Source organism: Streptomyces sp. NPDC006339 (assembly GCF_040612775.1).
Lineage (GTDB): Bacteria > Actinomycetota > Actinomycetes > Streptomycetales > Streptomycetaceae > Streptomyces.
In genome coordinates this window covers 155,834-176,370 of sequence record NZ_JBEXQW010000007.1, presented here as the reverse complement: position 1 = coordinate 176,370, position 20,537 = coordinate 155,834, and the positions used below count along the sequence as shown (strand labels likewise).

Below are 20,537 nucleotides of genomic sequence, written 5' to 3'. Positions count from 1 at the left end.
TTGACGCTGAAGCGGTCGCGGTTCACCGGGGGACTCCGTACACCGTGAGGAGGGACCGCATCCGGGACTCGGCGAGCGCGGGGTCGGGGAACAGGCCGAGGGCGTCGGCCAGTTCGTACGCCCGGGCGAGGTGCGGGAGCGAGCGGGCGGACTGGAGGCCGCCGACCATCGCGAAGTGGTCCTGGTGGCCGGCCAGCCAGGCGAGGAGGACCACGCCCGTCTTGTAGAAGCGGGTCGGGGCCTGGAAGAGGTGGCGGGACAGCTCGACCGTCGGGTCGAGGAGCGCCCGGAAGCCGTCCCTGTCGCCGGTGTCGAGCACCCGGACCCCCTCGGCGGCCAGCGGGCCCAGCGGGTCGAAGATCCCCAGCAGCGCGTGGCTGAAGCGCCCGCCCGCCGAGGGCTCGTCGCCCGCGATCAGCTCCGGGTAGTGGAAGTCGTCGCCGGTGTAGCAGCGGACGCCCTCGGGGAGGCGGCGGCGCAGGGCGACCTCGCGGCCGGCGTCGAGGAGGGACACCTTGATGCCGTCGACCTTGTCGGGGTGGGCGGCGATGACCTCCAGGAACACGTCGGTGGCCGCGTCGAGGTCGGCCGAGCCCCAGTAGCCTTCGAGCGCCGGGTCGAACATGGGGCCGAGCCAGTGCAGGATCACCGGCTCGCTCGCCTGCCGCAGCAGATGGCCGTAGATCTCGGCGTAGTCCTCGGGGCCCGTGGCCTCGGCGGCCAGCGCGCGCGAGGCCATCAGGATCGCCTGGGCGCCCGACTCCTCGACGACGGCGAGCTGTTCCTCGTACGCCGCGCGGATCTCCTTCAGGGCCGGGGCGCCGGCGGATCGGCCGGAGCCGGCGGCGGATCGGCCGGAGCCGGCGGGGAGCTGGTCGGTGCCGACGCCGCAGGCGATCCGGCCGCCGACCGCCTTCGCCTCCGCGGCGCTGCGCCGGATCAGCTCGGCGGCGCCCGCCCAGTCGAGGCCCATGCCGCGCTGGGCGGTGTCCATCGCCTCGGCGACGCCGAGGCCGTGGGACCACAGGTGGCGGCGGAAGGCGAGGGTGGCGTCCCAGTCGACGGCGGCCGGGGAGTCGGGGGTGGTGTCGGCGTACGGGTCGGCGACGACGTGCGCGGCGGAGAAGACGGTACGGGAGGTGAGGGGGCCGCTCGTGGTGAGGGCCAGGGGCTCGGTGCGCGGCTGGTACTCCCGTACGCCCCCGCCCGCCTGCGGCAGCCGGATCACAGGGTCACCTCCGGGACCTCCAGGCGGCGGCCCTCGGCGGCCGAGCGCAGGCCCAGTTCGGCGAGCTGGACACCGCGCGCGCCGGCGAGCAGGTCCCAGTGGTACGGCTCGCCGAGGACGACGTGGCGCAGGAAGAGCTCCCACTGGGTTTTGAAGCCGTTGTCGAAGTCGGCGTTGTCGGGGACCTGCTGCCACTGGTCGCGGAAGGACGCGCCGGCGTCGAGCGGGAGGTCGGGGTTCCAGACCGGCTTGGGGGTGGCCGAACGGTGCTGGACGCGGCAGCCGCGCAGGCCGGCTACGGCGGAGCCGTGCGTGCCGTCGACCTGGAACTCGACGAGTTCGTCGCGGTGGACGCGGACCGCCCAGGAGGAGTTGATCTGGGCGACGGCGCCGCCCTCCAACTGGAAGATGCCGTACGCGGCGTCGTCGGCGGTCGCCTCGTACGGCTTGCCCTGCTCGTCCCAGCGGCGCGGGATGTGGGTGGCGACGTGCGCGGTGACGGAGGTGACCCGGCCGAAGAGCTCGTGGAGCACGTACTCCCAGTGCGGGAACATGTCGACGACGATGCCGCCGCCGTCCTCCGCGCGGTAGTTCCAGCTCGGCCGCTGGGCCTCCTGCCAGTCGCCCTCGAAGACCCAGTAGCCGAACTCGCCGCGCACGGACAGGATCTCGCCGAAGAAGCCGCCGTCGATCAGCCGCTTGAGCTTGCGCAGGCCGGGGAGGAAGAGCTTGTCCTGGACGACGCCGTGGCGGATGCCGGCGTCGCGGGCGAGGCGGGCGAGGCGGAGGGCGCCGTCGAGGTCGGCGGCGGTGGGCTTCTCGGTGTAGAGGTGCTTGCCCGCCGCGATGGCCTTGGTGAGGGCGTCGACGCGGGCGGAGGTGACCTGGGCGTCGAAGTAGACGTCGACGGAGTCGTCGGCGAGGACGGCGTCGAGGTCGGTGGACCACTCGGTCAGCCCGTGCCGCTCGGCGAGGGCGCGCAGGGCGGGCTCGCGGCGGCCGACGAGGATCGGCTCGGGCCAGAGGGTCTCGCCGTTGCCGAGGTCGAGTCCGCCCTGCTCGCGCAGGGCGAGGATCGAGCGGACGAGGTGCTGGCGGTAGCCCATGCGTCCGGTGACGCCGTTCATGGCGATGCGGACCGTTCTGCGTGTCACGAAGGTGTTTCCTCTCCCCGGCGAGCCGTGCCTCAGGTGTCGAGCGCACGATGGAAAGCGCTTTCTATCGCGGATGACGCTAGCCTGCCGACATCACCGCCGACAAGGGCCCTGGAGGTACGCACGCGATGACCGTCACCCTGGCGGACGTGGCCGCACGCGCACGGGTCTCCCCCGCGACCGTCTCCCGCGTCCTCAACGGCAACTACCCGGTCGCCGCCGCGACCCGGGAACGGGTCATGCGCGCGGTCGACGAACTGGACTACGTGCCCAACGGCCCCGCGAGCTCGCTCGCCGCCGCCACCTCCGACCTGGTCGGCATCCTCGTCAACGACATCGCCGACCCCTTCTTCGGGATCATGGCCGGGGCGGCGCAGAGCGCGATCGGCGAGAGCGGGACGGGCCGCGCCGGGGGCGAGAAGCTGGCCGTCGTCTGCAACACGGGCGGCTCGCCCGAGCGGGAGCTCACCTATCTGACCCTGCTCCAGCGGCAGCGGGCCGCCGCCGTGATCCTCACCGGCGGCTCCCTGGAGGACCCCGAGCACCTGGCGGCGGTGACCGCCAAGCTGGCCCGGCTCGCCGAGGCGGGCACCCGGGTGGTGCTGTGCGGGCGGCCGCCGCTGGGCCCGGACGCGGCGCACGTGGGCGCCGCCACCCTCGCCTTCGACAACCGGGCCGGGGCGCGCCGGCTCGCCGAGCACCTGCTGTCGCTCGGGCACCGGCGCATCGGTTACGTGGCGGGCCCGGCGGACCGCACGACGACCCGGCACCGCCTGGAGGGCCACCGGGAGGCGCTGCGGGCGGCCGGGGTGGCCGAGGGGCCCACGGTGCACGGTCCGTACGACCGGGCGTCCGGCTACGACGCGACGGTCGAACTCCTGCGCCTCGACCCCGGCCTGACGGCCGTGGTCGCCGCCAACGACACGGTCGCGCTCGGCGTGTGCGCGGCCCTGCGCGACCGGGGCCTGAGCATCCCGGGCGACGTCTCCGTTGCGGGCTTCGACGACCTGCCGTTCTCGGTCGACGTGGTGCCCGCCCTGACGACCGTACGCCTGCCGCTGCACGACGCGGGCGCCCGCGCCGGCCGCCTGGCCCTGGGCGCGGAGCCGACCCCACCGGGCGGCCTGACGACCGTCCCGGCGGAGGTGGTCGTCCGGGGGTCGACGGCGCGGCCGCGGGGGTAGGGCGCGACGTCGTCCGGAATGCGTGGTCCGGGACGGGGGCTCGCCCGCTCCCGTGCCGGGTCAGGCGGTCGGCCGCCCCGTCAGGCCCGTCGCCTTCAGGACCGCGTCCACCGTCTCCTCCACCGTCAGGTCGGCGTTGTCGATCCAGACGCCCTCGTCCGGCAGTTCGGCGCGCATGGCCTCGTCCAGGAAGGACCAGTTCGTCGTCAGGCGCTTGTGGCGGGCGTTGTTGCGTTCCCATGCCTTGTCGGGGCCGGGGGCCAGGAAGACCACGTGGAGCGGGTGGGTCGTCACCTGGGAGCGGTAGAAGCCGAGGTGGGAGCGGCGGACGACCACGTCGTCGACGACCGGGAGGAAGCCGGCCGTGGCGAAGCTGTCCGCGAGGAGGGCGGCGTTGCGGGCGCGGAGGAAGATCTGACGGTCCGCCTCGGGGTCGCCGTCGGGGGTCGGCCAGTGGCCGCCCTGGACGATGAGGTTCTGGAGCTCGTCGACCTCGATGTGCGCGGAGGCCGGGAACCGGGCCGCCAGGGCGGCGGCGACCGTGGACTTGCCGCTGCCGGGGATGCCGCTGAGAAGGACGACTCCGGGGGCCGGGGGACGGTCGTCGACCGGTACGAGTTCCATCCCGGCAGCGTAGGTCACGCGCCCCCGGAGCCGCCGGAGTTTCCTCCGTACCTCAGGACGCCGGTGAGCGCTCGCCCGCCGCAGCCCCGGCCCCGGCCCCGGCCGCCACGCGGTCCGCTCCCTCCGCGGCCGGCACCGCACCGGCCACCACCGCTCCGTCCCTCCGCGCCGGCGCCAGCGACGTCAGGGCCACGCCCGCGACCAGCAGCGCCGCCGCGCACCACCGCAGCGGGGTGATGTCCTCGCCCAGGAAGAGGGCCGCCGACGACATCCCGAAGACCGGGACGAGCAGCGAGAACGGCGCCACCGAGGAAGCCGGGTAGCGGCGCAGTAGCCAGCCCCAGGCGCCGAATCCCAGGACGGTGGCGACCCAGGCGATGAAGACGATGACGCCGACGCCCACCGGGTCGAGGGCACGCAGGGCGGCCAGGTCGCGCTCGGGGCCCTCCAGGAGCAGGGAGAGGCCGAGGAGGGGCAGGACGGGCACCGTGCAGACCCACACCATGAAGTTGAGGGCGTCGGGCGGAGCGGCCTTGCGGGTGAGGACGTTGGAGACGCCCCAGCCGACGGCGGCCGCGATCACCAGGACGAAGCCGGTCAGCGAGCTCGACCCGCCCTCGTCGACGGCGGCGACCCCGATGCCGACGAGGGCGACGGCCATGCCGAGCAGCTTGACCCGCCCCGGCCGCTCGCCCAGCGCGAGGAAGGCGAACAGCGCCGTGAACACGGCCTGGACCTGCAGGATCAGGGAGGAGAGGCCGGCCGGCGCGCCCACGCTCATGCCGGTGAAGAGCAGGCCGAACTTGGCGACGCCGAGGGCCAGTCCGACGCCGATGATCCACTTCCAGGCCACCTTGGGCCGGCCCACGAAGAACACGGCGGGCAGGGCGGCGACGAGGAAGCGGAGCGCGGAGAAGAGCAGCGGCGGGAAGTGGTCGAGGCCGATCTCGATGACGACGAAGTTGACGCCCCAGAGGGCGGTGACCGAAGCGGCGAGGGCGATGTGGGCGGGGCGCATAGGCACGAGGATCACCCGCCGGGACCATGTAGGACCAGCACGGATTCCTTCATGGTTGGATGAAGCACCGCTACATCGAGGAGCGTACGCATGCTGGATCTCGGACGTCTGCGGGCGCTGCACGCCGTCGCCGTGCACGGCACGGTCGGAGGCGCCGCCGCCGCCCTCGGCTACACCCCCTCGGCGGTCTCCCAGCAGATCGCCAAGCTGGAGCGGGAGACCCGCACGATTCTGCTCGAACGCAGCGGGCGCGGCGTGCGGCTGACCGACGAGGCGCAGCGGCTGGCCGAGACCGCCGAGCGGCTGCTCTCGCTGGTCGAGGAGGCCGAGGTGCGGCTGGAGGAGGGGCGCGGGCTGCCGGCGGGCAAGCTGCGGATCGGCTGCTTCCCGAGCGCGGCGCGCGGGCTGATGCCGCCGGTGCTCGCGGAGCTGGCCCGCCGTCACCCCGCGCTCGACACCCGGCTCTCGGAGGTGGACCCGCACCTCTCGGTGGACCTGGTGGCGCGGGGCGTGCTCGACCTGGCGGTGGCGCACGACTGGGACATCGCCCCGCTGCCGGTGCCGCCGGGCGTGGAGCAGGCGGTGATCGGGGACGACCTGTGCGACATCCTCGTACCACGCGACCATCGGCTCGCGGCGCGGGAGGCGGTGCGCCGGGAGGAGCTGGTCGAGGAGCGGTGGATCATCCAGCCGCCGGGGACGGTGTGCCACGACTGGCTGGTCCGGACGCTGCGGGCGGCCGGGTACGCGCCGCGGGTCGCCCATCAGGCCGAGGAGAACCACACCCAGGTCGCCCTGGTCGCGGCGGGCCTCGGCATCGCCCTCGTACCGCGGCTCGGGCGCGGGACGCTGCCGCCCGAGGTCGTGCCGCTGCTGCTCGACCCGGTGCCGAGGCGGCGGTTGCGGGCCGTGTGGCGCGCGGGGGCGGCGCGGCGGCCGGCGATCACGGAGACCGTCCGCGCGCTCCAGGAGCGGTGGCCGGAGGTTGCGGCGACCGGGTGACGGGCGGCGATTCTTGCGCCGATCCTTGACCTGGCAGTTACTTTCCGGCTATCCGTGGCACCTTGGCAGTTTCCTTCACGGAAGGAGCACCAGTGCCCCACCGCGCCCCATCCCCCTCCAGACGCACCCTTCTCACGGTGACGGCGGCCGTGACGGCGGCCGCCGTCACGGGCGTGACCACCCCGGCGTACGCGGCCGAGGACAGCCAGGACGACAAGCTGCGCGCCCTCCTCTCCCGGATGTCCCTGGAGGAGAAGGTCGGCCAGCTCTTCGTCATGCGGGTCTACGGCCACTCCGCCACCGCCCCCGACCAGGCCGACGTCGACGCCAACCTCAAGGAGATCGGTGTCCGCACCGCCGCGGAGCTGATCGAGCGTTACCACGTCGGCGGCATCATCTACTTCGCCTGGGCGCACAACACCCGCGACCCGCACCAGATCGCGGACCTGTCCAACGGCATCCAGCGGGCCGGCCTCGCCCAGGCCACCCCGATCCCGCTGCTGATCTCCACCGACCAGGAGCACGGCATCGTCTGCCGGGTCGGCGAGCCGGCCACCCTGCTGCCCGGCGCGATGGCGCTCGGCGCCGGGGGCTCGCACGCCGACGCCCGCAAGGCGGCGCAGATCGCGGGCGCCGAGCTCGCGGCCGTCGGCATAAGGCAGAACTACGCCCCGGTGGCCGACGTCAACGTCAACCCGGCCAACCCGGTGATCGGCGTCCGCTCCTACGGCTCCGAGCCCGAGGCCGTCGCCGCCCTGGTGGCCGCGCAGGTCAAGGGCTATCAGCGGGCGGGGGTCGCGGCGACCTCCAAGCACTTCCCCGGGCACGGCGACACGGCCGTCGACAGCCACTACGGGCTGCCGACCATCACCCACACCCGCGCGCAGTGGGACGCGCTCGACGCCCCGCCGTTCCGCGCGGCGATCGCCGCCGGCATCGACTCGATCATGACCGCGCACATCGTCGTACCCGCGCTCGACCCGAGCGGAGACCCGGCGACCCTGTCCCGCCCGATCCTCACCGGCATCCTCCGCGAAGAGCTCGGCTACGACGGCGTGGTGGTCACCGACTCGCTCGGCATGGAGGGCGTACGGACGAAGTACGGCGACGAGCGCGTCCCGGTCCTCGCGCTGAAGGCGGGCGTGGACCAGCTTCTCAACCCGCCGAACCTGTCGGTCGCCTGGAACGCGGTCCTGCGGGCCGTCAAGGACGGCGAGCTGACCGAGGAACGGCTCGACGAATCGATCCTGCGGATCCTGCGGCTCAAGGCGAGGCTGGGCCTCTTCAAGGACCCGTACGTCTCCCACGCCGAGGTCGACCGGACGGTCGGCACCGCGGCCCACCTCGCGCACGCCGACCGGATCGCCGAGCGGACCACGACCCTCCTGGTCAACGAGGGCGGCTTCCTGCCGGTCAGCCGGCGCAGCCACCCCAAGGTCCTGGTCGTCGGCGCCGACCCGGCCTCGCCGTCCGGCACCACCGGGCCGCCGACCACCACCCTGGCCGGCGCGCTCACCGAACTGGGCTTCACCGCACGGGCCCTGTCCACCGGGATCACCCCGACCGCCGCGCGGATCGAGGAGGCGGTGGCGGCCGCGGCCGGTCAGGACCTGGTCGTCGTCGGCACCTACAACGTCACGGCGACCAGCCCCCAGCGCACCCTCGTCGCCCGGCTCGTCGCGACCGGGGTGCCCGTGGTGACGATCGCGATCCGCAACCCGTACGACGTGGCCCGGATCCGGGGGCAGCGGGCCACGCTCGCGGCCTACTCCTGGACGGACGTCGAACTGCGCGCGGCGGTACGGGTGCTGGCCGGGCAGGCCGAGCCGCGCGGGCGGCTTCCCGTCCCCGTGCAGAGCGCCGACGACCCGTCGAAGGTGCTCTTCCCGGTGGGCCACGGCCTGTCGTACGCGTAACGACCGCCGAGGAAGAGCGCGGAGGAAGAGCGCGGAGCCGGCGCCCCGTCGGAAGGACGGGACGCCGGCTCGTGTCGTCGTACGGGCGGAACCGGGCGGCCTCCGGGCGGCCCCGGAACGGCCTACGGGCGGCGCCGGAACGGCCTACGGGCGGCGCAGGCCGTGCTCCCGGGTGGCCTCCTCGTCGACCGGGCGGTCGAGGCGGGCGTCGAAGCGGGCCAGCGGCTGCGCCGCCTGCACCGCCGGGGCGTCGACCCCGGCCCAGGCGAGGATGCGGGCGGTGGCCTTCGCCTTCTCGGCCTCGACGAGACCGGCCACGTTGGCGCCGTGGTTGGCGCCCGGCGCGTAGTAGACGTAGCTGTCACGGGCGCCCTTGCCGAGCCGGAACGGCTCGGCGCCCCACGGGTCGTGGGCGCCGTAGACGAAGAGCATCCGGTTGGCGTTCTTGCGGACCCAGTCGTCCACGTCGCGCATGACCCACGGCTTGAACTTCATCGGGATCTCGCGCGGCACGAAGTTGCGGGCGGGCTGGTAGCCGTAGCGGCTCAGGCCGTCGAGGTGCGGCTGCCGGATGCTGGGCGAGCCGAGCTCGGTGGCCGCCTGGTAGTAGTACGGGGTGTAGTACTCCAGGCCCTGGTCGGTGTAGGCGGACCAGCCGGCGTAGGCGTCGATCGTCTCGTAGACGGTGTCGTCGCTCGCGGTGGCGGCGGCCGGGACCTGGTCGCAGACGTCCTCGCCGTGGTACTGCCAGAAGCCCCAGACGAAGTCGAGGACGACGGCCTCGTACGCCTTGTCGGTCGAGCCGAGCGTGTTGAAGGTGTATCCCTCGGTCTTCGCCCAGTCCTCGAACTTCTTCTGCAGCGGCTCGCGGCGGACCAGGGCCTCGCGCTGCATGGCGTTCAGCCGGTCGCGGCACTCCTTGGTGCCGACGTTCTCGAAGAACCGGTCGTAGGCCGAGTCCTCCCGCTCGACCACGTCGTTGGGCGCCACATAGGCGACGACGCCGTCCATGTCCTTCGGGTAGAAGCGCTCGTAGTAGGTGGCCGTCATGCCGCCCTTGGAGGCGCCGGTGGAGAGCCACTTCTTGCCGTAGACCGCCTTGAGGGCGGTGAAGATGCGGTGCTGGTCGCTGGCGGCCTGCCAGATGTCCAGCTTCGACCAGTCGGCGGGCTGCGGCCGGGACGGCGTGAAGAACCGGTACTCCATGGAGACCTGGTTGCCGTCGACGATCCGGGTCGGTTCGCTGCGGCTCGGCGTGGTGCTCAGCCCGTAACCGCTGGTGCGGAAGACGGTGGGGCGGTCCGTGTCCTTGTGGAGGATCGAGATCCGCTGCTTGAACGTGCCCGCCCACGGGCGGTGGTGGTCGACCGGCTGCTCGTACTCCAGGACGAAGAAGCGGTAGCCGGCGTACGGCTTCTCCTCGATCAGGCTCATCCCGGGTATCGCCAGGATGCGGTCCTTGATGTCCGCGGCCTGCGTGTCCGCGCTCTGCGAGTCGGCGAAGGACGTGCTGCCGGACTCCGGTTCCACGGCGGTAGCCACACCGGTCGACCCGACGGTGCCTATGAGCACCGACAGCGACAGCAGCCATCTGAGCGACTTGCGCATGCACCCTCCCCTTGGTTCACAACGGTGTCGCGAACCTAGCGGGATCGATGTGCGGGCCGCCAGACCTGATGGGGACTTACCTATGGATGTGCACAGGATCGCCTACGGATCCGGGCGCCGTCGGTCCCGGCACGGACGTCCCGGCCCGGACGTCCCGGCCCGGACGTCCCGGCCCAGGGCGTCTCAGCACAGGACCCAGCCGGTGGAGGTGCCGCGGCCGGCGACGGAGGCGGAGGCCCGGACACAGCGGTTGAGGGCGTGTACGGTCACGGGCCCGGCCTGGCGCGTGAACCGGCCGGAGTTGACGGCGGCCCGCCCGCCGCGCGGCTGGAGCGAGACCGACATCGCCTGCCGGGGACCCGGCCGCTTGGTCACGGCGAGCGCGCACACGTACTGCCGGGTCCGGTAGAGCCGCAGCTCTCCGGTGGCGAAGCCGATGGTGCGGGTGGGGCGCCCGTTGCAGACGGAGGCGGCGTCGGCGCTTCCCGCGCCCGGTCCGGCCAGGACCAGGACACCGGCGCCGAGGGCCAGGGCGAGCACGTACGCGGACAGCCTGCGGACGGCCGTCACCGCAACCCCACCGAACACACGCACCCCTCCCCTGCTCCAGCCGTACATGTTTACGACGCGGCCGGGGCGGATTCGGTTGCCGGCCGGCGGTGGCTAGCCCGCGGGGGCGCCCCCGGTGAAGTGGGCGAGGACCAGGGTGAGGAAGGTCGCCTCGGCGCCGACCATGATCCAGAAGGCCGCCGTGCGGACCGGGGCGGGCGGGGCGCCGCTCGGGGTGCACAGGGCCGTGATCCAGGCGGCGGCCGCGACGGCGAGGGAGAGCACGGTCAGCCAACCGGGGACGTCGCCGCAGGTGCCCTGCATCACGCAGCGCGTGCCGCTCTCGGAGGCGAGCGCGAGGACCACGACCAGGAAGGTCGCCGGAATCAGGCCGAGGCCGGTCCATAGGGCACGGACGCGCAGCCGGCGCGCGTCGGAGGGTGCGGGGGCGGGAGGGGTGGGAGGGGCGGCGGGTGCCGGCAGTTCGTCGCTCATGGGAACGATTGAACCGGCCCCGCCGCCGCCCGGCATGAGCTGCCGTACTCAGATCGCCTCCGCGCCCGCCCGTTCCTCCTCGGCAGGCCGGTCGGCCCGGTCGGTGGACTCGCCGACGAAGGTGCGCCACAGCTCCGCGTAGCGGCCGCCGCGGGCGAGCAGTTCGTCGTGGGTGCCGTCCTCGGCGATCCGGCCGTGGTCCATGACGATCACCCGGTCGGCGCGGGCGGCCGTGGTGAGGCGGTGGGCCACGACCAGGGTGGTGCGGCGGCCGGCCAGGCGGTCGGTGGCCGCGTTGACCTGGGCCTCGGTGGCCAGGTCGAGGGCGGCGGTGGCCTCGTCCAGCAGCAGCACGTCGGGGTCGACCAGCTCGGCGCGGGCGAGGGCGATGAGCTGGCGCTGGCCCGCCGACAGGTTCCGGCCGCGCTCGGCGACCTCGTGGAGGTAGCCGCCGTCGAGGGTGGCGATCATGTCGTGGGCGCCGACCGCGCGGGCCGCGGCCTCCACCTCCGCGTCGGTGGCGTCGGGACGCCCGTACGCGATGGCGTCGCGGACCGTCCCGGGGAAGAGATACGCCTCCTGCGGCACGACGCCGAGGCGGTGGCGGTACGCGGTGAGGTCGAGCTCGCGCAGGTCGGTGCCGTCCGCGGTGACCCGGCCGCCCGTCGGGTCGTAGAACCGGGCGACCAGCTTGACCAGCGTCGACTTGCCGGCGCCGGTCTCGCCGACGAAGGCCACGGTCTGCCCGGCCGGGATGCGCAGGTCGATGTCCGACAGGGCCTCCTCGCCGCCGTCGGCGGAGCCGTAGCCGAAGGAGACGTTCTCGAAGGCGATCTCGCCGCGCAGCGAGGGCACGTCGAGCGGGGCGGCCGCGGGGGCGGTGGACGTCGGCTCCTGGAGGAGCTCCTGCATCCGCTTCAGCGAGACCGCGGCCTGCTGGTAGCCGTCGAAGACCTGGGAGAGCTGCTGGACCGGGGCGAAGAAGAGGTCGATGTAGAGAAGGTAGGCGACGAGGGCGCCGGTGGTGAGGGTGCCCGCCTGGATCCGGTTCGCGCCCACGATCATCACGGCGGCGGCCGCCACCGAGGACAGCAGCGTCACGAAGGGGAAGTAGACGGAGATCAGCCACTGGCCGCGCACGCGCGCGTCCCGGTAGGCGGCACCGCGCTCGGCGAAGCGCTCGGCGCCCGATCGCTCCCGGCCGAATGCCTGCACGATCCGCAGTCCGGCGACCGACTCCTGGAGGTCTCCGTTGACGACGCTGATCCGCTCCCGGGCCAGCTCGTACGCCTTCACGCTGGAGCGACGGAAGAAGTAGGTCGCGATCGCGAGGACCGGCAGGGTCGCGAAGACGACCAGGGCGAGCTGGAGGTCGAGCACCAGCAGCGCCACCATGATCCCGAAGAAGGTGACGACGGAGACGAACGCGGTGACCAGACCGGTCTGGAGGAAGGTCGACAGGGCGTCGACGTCCGTCGTCATCCGGGTCATGATCCGGCCGGTGAGCTCGCGCTCGTAGTAGTCGAGGCCGAGCCGCTGGAGCTGGGCGAAGATCTTCAGGCGCAGCGCGTAGAGGACCCGCTCGCCGGTGCGTCCGGTCATGCGGATCTCGGCGGTCTGCGCGGCCCACTGCACGACGACGGTGCCGAGGGCGAGCAGGGAGGCGGCCCAGACGGCACCGATGGCGAGCTGGTTCACGCCCTCGTCGATGCCGTGCCGGATCAGCACGGGCAGGAACAGTCCGGCGCCGGCGTCGAGGGCGACCAGGCCGAGGCTGACCAGGAGCGGCAGCCCGAAGCCGCGCAGCAGCCGGCGCAGCCCGTAGGTCTCCTCGGGCTCGACGGCCCGGGTCTCGTCGACGTCCGGGGTGCCGTCGGCCGGCGGCAGCGCCTCGACGGCCGCGAGCAGCTCGGGGGTGGCCCCGGCGGCCCGGGTCGTGCGGTCGTCGCCGTCCGGGCGGCCTTCGCGCACCCACAGGGCGGGGGTGATGCCCCGCTCGGCGTCGAACTCGGCGTCCAGCTCGGCCCGCAGGGCGCGGTCCTCCTGGTCCGTCTCCTCGGCCGCGCCGGCCGGGGTGTGACCGGGCGAGACGCCGCCGAGTTCGTCGGGGTCGGTGAGGAGCTGCCGGTAGAGCGCGGAGCGCTCCTGGAGCTCCTCGTGGGTGCCGAGGTCGGCGAGCCGGCCGCCGTCGAGGACGGCGATGCGGTCGGCGAGGCCGAGGGTGGAGCGGCGGTGGGCGATGAGCAGCGTGGTGCGGCCCGCCATCACGGCCTTCAGGGCCTCGTGGATCTCGTGCTCGACCCGGGCGTCGACGGCGGAGGTGGCGTCGTCGAGGACGAGCAGCCTCGGGTCGGTGAGGATCGCGCGGGCGAGGGCGATGCGCTGGCGCTGACCGCCGGAGAGGGTGAGGCCGTGCTCGCCGACCTTGGTGTCGTAGCCCTCGGGCAGCTCGGCGATGAAACGGTCCGCCTGGGCGGCGCGTGCGGCGGCCTCGATCTGCTCGTCGGTCGCGTCGGGGACGCCGTACGCGATGTTGGCGCGGACGGTGTCGGAGAAGAGGAAGGAGTCCTCGGGGACGAGGCCGATCGCGGCCCGCAGCGACTCCAGAGTCAGCTCGCGCACGTCGTGGCCGCCGACGAGGACGGCGCCGCGGGTCACGTCGTAGAAGCGGGGAAGCAGCAGCGAGACGGTGGACTTGCCCGAGCCGGAGGCGCCGACGACGGCGACGGTCTCGCCGGCCCGGATCTCCAGCGAGAAGCCGTCGAGGACGGGCCGGGTGCCGCTGCCCCCGGAGTCCCCTTCGGGCCCGGTGTCCCCGTCGCGCCCGGTGTCCCCGTACGCGAAGGAGACGTCGTCGAACTCGACGGTGGCGGGCGCGTCGGCCGGCAGCACCTTCGTGCCGTCCTTGATCGCCGGCTCGGTGTCGATCAGCTCGACGACCCGCTCGACGCCGGCGCGGGCCTGCTGGCCGACGGTGAGGACCATCGCGAGCATGCGGACCGGGCCGACGAGCGAGGCCAGGTAGGAGGAGAAGGCGACGAAGGTGCCCAGCGAGATCTGGCCCCGGTAGGCGAGCCAGCCGCCGAGGGCGAGGACGGCGACCTGGCCCAGGGCGGGCACGGCCTGGAGGGCGGGGGTGTAGAGCGCGTTCAGCCGGATGGTGCGCAGCCGGGCGGCGAAGAGGCGGCGGCCCGCGGCGCGGATCTTGCCGGTCTCCTGCCCCTCCTGCCCGAAGCCCTTGACGACCCGGACACCGGTCACGGCCCCGTCGACGACGCCGGCGACGGCGGCGGCCTCCTGCTGGGCGGCCCAGGTGGCAGGGTGGAGGCGGGTGCGGCTGAGCTTGGCGATGTACCAGAGGGCGGGGGCGACGGCGAGGGCGACGAGGGTGAGCGGGATCGACAGCCAGGCCATCACGGCCAGCGAGATGAGGAAGAGCAGGACGTTCCCGATCGTCATCGGGAGCATGAACAGCAGGCCCTGGATGAGCTGGAGGTCGCTGGTGGCGCGCCCGACGACCTGCCCGGTGGACAGCTCGTCCTGCCGCCGCCCGTCGAGCCGCACGATGGTGGCGTACATGTCGTCGCGGAGGTCCCGCTGGACGTCGAGGGCGAGACGGCCGCCGTAATAGCGGCGGATGTAGGTGAGGACGTAGACGAGGACGGCGGCGCCGATGAGGAGGCCGGTCCAGACGGTGAGCGACCGGGTCCCGGCCCCGATGACGTCGTCGATGATCACCTTGGTGATGAGGGGGACGAGCGCGAGGACGGCCATGCCGGCGAGGGACGAGCCGAGCGCGAGCACGACGTCCGTCCGATACCGCCAAGCGTACGCCCACAGCCTGCGCGCCCACCCCTGCCGGGCGCTCTTGGTCTGTTCTTCCTGCCCCACCGCCGCCACGTGGCGCCTCCCGTCGATCCTGCTCTACCGGAAGGCCCAACACGCCCGACGTGCGATTTCATCCCGCCGCAACAATCGGCGGCGCGGTGGGTAGGAATCAGACGGCCGCCGTCGGGCGGCCGCGGGCGAGCGGAGGGGAAGGGGTGGTCCGTGTCGCGGGTCGAGGAAGGCAGGCCGTACGCCTGGGGTGAGCTGTACGCGGCGCTGCTGGTGCTGGAGGGCATCGCCGTGACCGGAAGGATCGCCGCGGTGCCGGAGCAGCAGGTGCGGCGGACGGCGTACATGCCGCGGAGCGTCTTCGAGGACCGTCTGCGGGGCGTCGGCGGGCATGTGTTCACCGCGCGGCAGAAGGGCGGGAGCACCGCCGAGGCCGCCGCGGCGGTGTTCGCCGACATCGGGAGGCTGATACGCCCGGAGCGCATGCCGCTGCACGGGCTGGGGCAGAGCGCGGCGGAAGAGTTCCGGCAGGGGTACGAGGCCCGGGTGGCCGCGTACCGGAAGGCGTGGGCGGAGCTGGCGGGCTGAGCTCGCGGGCTGAGCCCGCCGAGCCGGCGGGCTCAGCCGTACGGCCGCCGGGACGCACCCGTGCCCGGCCTCTCGGGGGCCGGGCACGGTCGGCACGGCCCGGGTCAGAGGTGCGTCGGCTCGAACATCCGCAGCAGGGCCGGGAGGACCACGACCGAGGGGCCCGGGGTGGCCAGGGCGGTGGAGAGGTCCTCGGCGAGGGTGTCGGGGGTGGTGAGGGCGGCCGGGACGCCGAAGGACTCGGCGAGGGCGACGAAGTCCGGGCGGGACAGCTCGGTGGCGCCGGCGGCGGGCTCGCCGAAGGCGTCCGTCATGTACTCGCGGAGGATGCCGTAGCCGCCGTCGTCGACGATCAGCCAGGTCACGTCGAGCCCGTACTGCTGGGCCGTCGCCAGCTCCGCGAGCGAGTACATCGCGCCGCCGTCGCCGGAGACCGCGAGGACCGGGTGGCCCGGGTCGGCGGCCGCCGCGCCGAGGGCGGCGGGGAAGGCGTAGCCGAGGCCGCCGGCGCCCTGCGCGGAGTGCATGGTGTTGGGGTGCCGGGCGTCGAAGGCGGACCAGGCCCAATAGGACAGGATCGTCATGTCCCAGAAGCTCGGGGCCCGGTTCGGCAGCGCCTTCCGCACGGCGGCGACGACCCGCTGCTCCAGGCCGAGGTCCTGGGCGGCGATCCGGTCGGCGACCTTGGCAAGGACGGTACGGACCCGGGCGGGGGCGGTGTCGTCCGGGCGCTCGTCCACGGTCTCCAGGAGGGCCTGGAGGGCGAGCCGGGCGTCGGCGTGGATGCCGAGCGCGGGGTGGTTGGACTCCAGCTTCCCGGCGTCGGCCTCGATCTGGATGATCCGGCCGCGCGGGGCGAAGGTGTGGTAGTTCGAGGACAGCTCGCCGAGGCCGGAGCCGACGACGAGGAGGACGTCGGCGTCCTCCAGGAAGTCGGTGGTGTGCCGGTCCTCCAGCCAGGACTGGAGGGAGAGCGGGTGCGTCCAGGGGAAGGCGCCCTTGCCGCCGAAGGTGGTGACGACGGGGGCGTTGATCCGCTCGGCGAGGGCGAGGAGCTTGCCGGAGGCGTCGGAGCGTACGACTCCGCCGCCCGCGATGATCGCGGGCCGGGCCGCCTTCGCGAGCAGGTCGGCGGCGACGGCGGTCAGTTCGGGGCGGGGCACGATCTCGTCCGGGGTCGCGTCCATCGCCGTGACGACCGGCAGGGTCGTCTCCGCGAGCAGCACGTCCTGCGGGATCTCGACCCAGACGGGCCCGTGCGGGGCGGTGAGCGCCGACTTCCAGGCCGCCGCGAGCGCGGACGGGATCTGGGACTGCGTACGGACGGTGTGGACGGACTTCACGACGTCCCGGAACGACGCCTGCTGGTCGCGCAGCTCGTGCAGATAGCCGTGGCGGCCGCCGCCGAGCCCGGCGACGGGGACCTGGCTGCCGATGGCGAGCACGGGCGCGGAGGCGGCGGCGGCCTCCTGGAGCGCGGCGAGCGACATGAGCGCGCCGGGGCCGGTCGAGAGCAGCAGCGGGGCGGCCTCGCCGGTGATCCGGCCGTACGCGTCGGCGGCGAAGCCCGCGTTGTTCTCCATGCGCAGGCCGACGTACCGCAGCGAGGACCGGCGCAGCGCGTCGAACATGCCGAGCGCGTGCTGCCCGGGCAGCCCGAACACGGTGGACGCGCCGAGCCCGGCGAGCGTCTCGACGACGAGATCCCCGCCGTGCCGCCCGGCGGGCGGATCCAGCGCGGCGGCCGTCTGCGCGGCGGTGGGCCGCAGGACGAGGTCGTGATCGTGCGTCATGGGAGTCCCTCGAGACGTGTACGTCGGTCCCGGCCCGGCAACGGGCGCGGCCGGGGCGTTCCGGCCACGAGTATCGCGCGTACGGAGCGGCGGGCCCGGGCGGGGTCGGGCCGGTCCGGCTGCGCGGGGAGGGGTCGGGCTCGGTGAGCCCGACCCCTCCCCGGTCGCCGGGGCTCCGCTCGGGACCCCCGGCGGGCCGGTCTGCCCTCGCCTTACTGCGCCGCGCGCTGGGCGGCGATCTGGCGGGACATGATCGTGGTCAGCTCGTACGCCGTGTGGGAGGCGGCGACCGCGGTGATCTCGGCGTGGTCGTAGGCGGGGGCCACCTCCACGACGTCGGCGGAGACCAGGTTGCAGGAGGACAGGCCGCGCAGGATCTCCAGGAGCTCGCGGGAGGTCATGCCGCCGGCCTCGGGGGTGCCGGTGCCGGGGGCGTGGGCCGGGTCGAGGCAGTCGATGTCGATGGAGATGTAGAGCGGGCGGTCGCCGATGCGCTGGCGCAACTGGTCGGCGACCTCGTCGGCGCCGCGGCGGTAGATGTCCGCCGACGTGACGATGCCGAAGCCCATCTTCTCGTCGTCGGTCAGGTCCTGCTTGCCGTAGAGCGGGCCGCGCGTGCCGACGTGCGACAGCGCCTCGGTGTCGAGGATGCCCTCCTCGACGGCCCGGCGGAACGGGGTGCCGTGGGTGTACTCGGCACCGAAATAGGTGTCCCACGTGTCGAGGTGGGCGTCGAAGTGGAGCAGGGCGACCGGGCCGTGCTTCTTCGCGACGGAGCGCAGCAGCGGCAGGGCGATGGTGTGGTCGCCGCCCAGGGTCATCATGCGGGCGCCGGTGGCGAGCAGGTCGTCGGCGGCGGCCTCGACGGTCTCGACGGCCTCGTTGATGTTGAACGGGTTGGCGGCGATGTCACCGGCGTCGGCGACCTGCGCGAGGGCGAAGGGGGAGGCGTCCTGGGCCGGGTTGTACGGGCGCAGCAGACGCGACGCCTCGCGGATGGCGTTGCCGCCGAAGCGGGCGCCGGGGCGGTAGGAGACGCCGCTGTCGAAGGGGACGCCGACCACGGCGACGTCGGCGGTGCCGACCTCGTCGAGCCGCGGCAGCCGGGCGAACGTCGCGGGACCGGCGTACCGCGGGATGCGGGACGAGTCGATCGGCCCGCGGAAGGCGTTCTGGTCGCTGCTGCTCATGGTCGGGTCCTCCTGGGACTGGGATGTTCTGCCTTGATGCCACGACAGTAGGTGGCCGGAGAGCGGCACTGAAGTGTACGTTTCCTCCACTGTACGTACGGGGGATGTACGAAGGGTCCATGACCATGAGCGTGACGGCGACGGCTGCTCCGGAGCCCGGCTCCACTCCCCCGGCACCGCCGGTCCCGCTGTCCGCGCTGCTCGCCCGCGCGGAACTGGGGCTCAGGCTGCTCACGGGACCCGACGACGTCTCGCTGCACTGGGTGCACACCTCGGAGATGGCCGACCCCTACCCGTATCTGCTGGGGGGCGAGCTCCTGATGACGGCGGGCGTGCAGCTCACGGACCCGGCGCGCTACGTGGAGCGGGTGGTGGAGGCGGGGGCGGCGGCGCTCGGCTTCGGCGTGACCCCGGTGTACGACACGGTGCCGCCGGAGCTCGTCGCGGCCTGCGCGCGCCAGGGCCTGCCGCTCGTGGAGGTCCCTCCGAAGACGCCGTTCACGGCCGTGGCCCGGGCGCTGTGGCGGCTGATGGCGGAGGCGCGGCTGCACGAGCTGCGCCGGGTGAGCGAGGCCCAGCAGTCCCTGGCGGCCGCGGCCGCCCGCCCCTCGCCCGTCCCGGCGGTGCTCGGCGCGCTCGCCTCCCGCCTGCGCGGCCGCGCGGTGCTGTTCGGCCCGGCCGGCACAGCCGCGGGCGGTACGGCCGCTCCGAGCGGCACGGGCGCTCCGGGCACCGCCCTCCGTACCGAAGTGGCGGCGGCCGGCCGGGAGATCCCGCCCGAGGCGGCGCGGGCGCTCGCCGATCTCGCGGGGGTGGTCGGGCCCCGCCCGGGCGGCCCCGCGTCGGCCAGCGGTGACGGCGGCGGGCTGCGGCTCGCCGCGTACGCGCTGGGCGGCGGCGACGGGCCGACCCTCGGCGTGGCCACCGAGCGCCTGGAACCGGGCGACCACACGATCGCGGGCGTCGCGGTCGTCCTGCTCTCCCTCCTCACCGCCCCGCACCGCGCCGCCGACGTCACCGCCCGGGACACCGCCCTGGTCCGGCTGCTCCTCGGCGCGCCCCCGGCGGAGGCGGCGCGCGCCCTGGGCCCCGGCCCGTGGACGGTCGTGCACGCCCGGGGCGGCGACGGCACCCCGTTCGCGGCGGCGGCGCTGGCGGCGGCGCTCGGGACGCCGCTGGTGGAGGGCGGCTCCGAGGCCGTACGGCTGCTCCTCCCCGCCGACGAGGCCGTCACCGCCCGGCCCGGCTGGACCCTCGGGGTCAGCGCCCCGGCCGAGGCGGCGGACCTGCCCGCCGCCGACGCGCAGGCGGCCCGGGCGCTGCGGCGGGCGCAGGCCACCCGGGCCGCCCTGGTCCGGCACCGCGCGACCGGGCTCGCCGGCCTCGTGGACCGGGACGAGGCCGCCGCGTACGCCCGCGCACTGCTCGCCCCGCTCGGCGGACCGGGGCCGCTGACCGAGACGCTGCGGACCTGGCTGTCGCTGCACGGAAGCTGGGACCGGACGGCGGTGGCGATGGACATCCACCGCAACACCGTCCGGCAGCGGATCGCCCGCGCCGCCGCGCTCCTCGACCGGGACCTGGACGACCCGGACGTCCGGATGGAGCTGTGGTTCGCCCTCCGGGCCGTGTGACCGGGAGAAGCTCCCGGCTCAGTGGAGCTTGTTCACGGCCGTCTTCGTCGTGGTGCGGAAGCCGGTCAGCGGGGCGTCCTTCAGGTCGCCCATCTGGCCCCAGCGGACGAAGGTGACGGTGCGGCCGTCGCGGCCGACGGAGAAGAGGTGGATGTCGGTGCTGCCGATCTGCGGGTCGGCGGTGTCCAGGCTGTACACCCAGGCGCCTTCCTCGACGGCGAGCTTGCCGTGGTACGCGCTGACGGCGTCCAGCCCGGGGTTCTGCTGCTCGAGCAGGGGCCCGCAGCCGGCGAGGGCCTTGCGGAGGGTGTCGACCAGCTTCACGGCGTCGGCCTCGGTGCGGGCGACGGTGGTGATCTGGACGCCGTTGGTGTCGAGCTCGGTGGTGAACTCGCGGTAGCGGGTGTTCTGCGCCGGGATCTTGTACGGGGCGCAGAGGGCGCCGCCGTTCTCCGGGACGCCGGTGAAGACCTGGGTGGCGGTCCACGGCGTCGACGACGGCGGCATCTGGGAGGCCGCGAGGAAGGCGGGCTGGGCGGCGGCCTGCGCCGGGGCCGTGGCGAGGGCCGCGAGGCCCAGGGCGGCAGCGGCGGCGGTGGCGAGTGCGGTACGGAGCCTGTTCATGCTGGTGGATCCCCCGTCGGGTCGTTCGGTCAGTGCTCGACCAGCGTCGGGCCGGCGCCCGCCGCCTGCAACGGTGACGCGCCCACCGTCCGT

At 74.2% G+C, this 20,537-nt stretch carries 16 protein-coding genes; 5 read left to right on the top strand and 11 right to left on the bottom strand.

The window, feature by feature from the left end:
* Positions 1-22: 22 nt before the first annotated feature.
* Entirely contained in the window at positions 23-1,228 is a 1,206-nt protein-coding gene (locus tag ABZ135_RS08125; RefSeq protein WP_356693003.1) for a dihydrodipicolinate synthase family protein, read from the bottom strand.
* The gene (locus ABZ135_RS08120; protein WP_356693001.1) at positions 1,225-2,382 is read right to left on the bottom strand and encodes a Gfo/Idh/MocA family oxidoreductase; all 1,158 of its coding nucleotides are present in this window, start codon (positions 2,380-2,382) and stop codon (positions 1,225-1,227) included. The genes ABZ135_RS08125 and ABZ135_RS08120 overlap by 4 nt, the downstream gene beginning before the upstream one ends.
* A 128-nt stretch (positions 2,383-2,510) precedes the next feature.
* Between ABZ135_RS08120 and ABZ135_RS08115 the strand changes: the two genes are divergently transcribed.
* On the top strand, positions 2,511-3,566 hold the full coding sequence (locus tag ABZ135_RS08115) for a LacI family DNA-binding transcriptional regulator (protein ID WP_356692999.1): 1,056 nt from the start codon (positions 2,511-2,513) through the stop codon (positions 3,564-3,566).
* Between the two features lie 60 nt (positions 3,567-3,626).
* On the opposite strand, the gene ABZ135_RS08110 is transcribed toward ABZ135_RS08115, so the two are convergent.
* A complete protein-coding gene (locus ABZ135_RS08110) occupies positions 3,627-4,190 on the bottom strand; it encodes an AAA family ATPase (RefSeq protein WP_356692997.1) in 564 nt (187 codons plus the stop codon).
* Positions 4,191-4,242: 52 nt separating this feature from the next.
* Positions 4,243-5,208: an EamA family transporter gene (locus ABZ135_RS08105; protein ID WP_356692995.1), complete on the bottom strand. Its 966-nt coding sequence runs from the start codon at positions 5,206-5,208 to the stop codon at positions 4,243-4,245.
* A 90-nt stretch (positions 5,209-5,298) separates the two neighbouring features.
* Between ABZ135_RS08105 and ABZ135_RS08100 the strand changes: the two genes are divergently transcribed.
* Positions 5,299-6,210, top strand: coding sequence for a LysR substrate-binding domain-containing protein (locus tag ABZ135_RS08100; protein ID WP_356692993.1), 912 nt, complete (start codon positions 5,299-5,301; stop codon positions 6,208-6,210).
* 92 nt (positions 6,211-6,302) lie between these two features.
* Positions 6,303-8,126: a glycoside hydrolase family 3 protein gene (locus ABZ135_RS08095; protein ID WP_356692991.1), complete on the top strand. Its 1,824-nt coding sequence runs from the start codon at positions 6,303-6,305 to the stop codon at positions 8,124-8,126.
* A 144-nt stretch (positions 8,127-8,270) separates the two neighbouring features.
* Here ABZ135_RS08095 and ABZ135_RS08090 read toward each other — a convergent pair whose 3' ends face one another.
* The 4 genes from ABZ135_RS08090 to ABZ135_RS08075 all read right to left on the bottom strand — a co-directional run bounded on the left by ABZ135_RS08090 (position 8,271) and on the right by ABZ135_RS08075 (position 14,678).
* Complete coding sequence (locus ABZ135_RS08090) at positions 8,271-9,734, bottom strand: aminopeptidase (RefSeq protein ID WP_356692989.1); 1,464 nt, start codon at positions 9,732-9,734, stop codon at positions 8,271-8,273.
* Positions 9,735-9,917: 183 nt separating this feature from the next.
* Positions 9,918-10,352: a hypothetical protein gene (locus tag ABZ135_RS08085; protein WP_356692987.1), complete on the bottom strand. Its 435-nt coding sequence runs from the start codon at positions 10,350-10,352 to the stop codon at positions 9,918-9,920.
* Positions 10,353-10,397: 45 nt separating this feature from the next.
* Positions 10,398-10,778, bottom strand: a complete 381-nt coding sequence (locus tag ABZ135_RS08080; protein ID WP_356692985.1) for a hypothetical protein — start codon at positions 10,776-10,778, stop codon at positions 10,398-10,400.
* A 48-nt stretch (positions 10,779-10,826) separates the two neighbouring features.
* Entirely contained in the window at positions 10,827-14,678 is a 3,852-nt protein-coding gene (locus ABZ135_RS08075; RefSeq protein WP_356692983.1) for an ABC transporter ATP-binding protein, read from the bottom strand.
* Between the two features lie 150 nt (positions 14,679-14,828).
* On the opposite strand from ABZ135_RS08075, the gene ABZ135_RS08070 reads away from it, so the two are divergent.
* Positions 14,829-15,203 carry a hypothetical protein gene (locus ABZ135_RS08070; RefSeq protein WP_356692981.1) on the top strand — a complete coding sequence of 125 codons (375 nt, stop codon included), beginning with the start codon at positions 14,829-14,831 and terminating at the stop codon, positions 15,201-15,203.
* A 104-nt stretch (positions 15,204-15,307) separates the two neighbouring features.
* Here the strand turns inward: ABZ135_RS08070 and ABZ135_RS08065 are convergent, their stop codons facing one another.
* Positions 15,308-16,996 carry a thiamine pyrophosphate-binding protein gene (locus ABZ135_RS08065; protein ID WP_356692979.1) on the bottom strand — a complete coding sequence of 563 codons (1,689 nt, stop codon included), beginning with the start codon at positions 16,994-16,996 and terminating at the stop codon, positions 15,308-15,310.
* Between the two features lie 212 nt (positions 16,997-17,208).
* Positions 17,209-18,186 carry an agmatinase gene (speB, locus tag ABZ135_RS08060; RefSeq protein ID WP_356692977.1) on the bottom strand — a complete coding sequence of 326 codons (978 nt, stop codon included), beginning with the start codon at positions 18,184-18,186 and terminating at the stop codon, positions 17,209-17,211.
* A 119-nt stretch (positions 18,187-18,305) separates the two neighbouring features.
* On the opposite strand from speB, the gene ABZ135_RS08055 reads away from it, so the two are divergent.
* Positions 18,306-19,820: a PucR family transcriptional regulator gene (locus ABZ135_RS08055; protein WP_356692975.1), complete on the top strand. Its 1,515-nt coding sequence runs from the start codon at positions 18,306-18,308 to the stop codon at positions 19,818-19,820.
* An 18-nt stretch (positions 19,821-19,838) separates the two neighbouring features.
* On the opposite strand, the gene ABZ135_RS08050 is transcribed toward ABZ135_RS08055, so the two are convergent.
* Positions 19,839-20,444: a hypothetical protein gene (locus ABZ135_RS08050; protein WP_356692973.1), complete on the bottom strand. Its 606-nt coding sequence runs from the start codon at positions 20,442-20,444 to the stop codon at positions 19,839-19,841.
* Positions 20,445-20,537 lie beyond the last annotated feature (93 nt).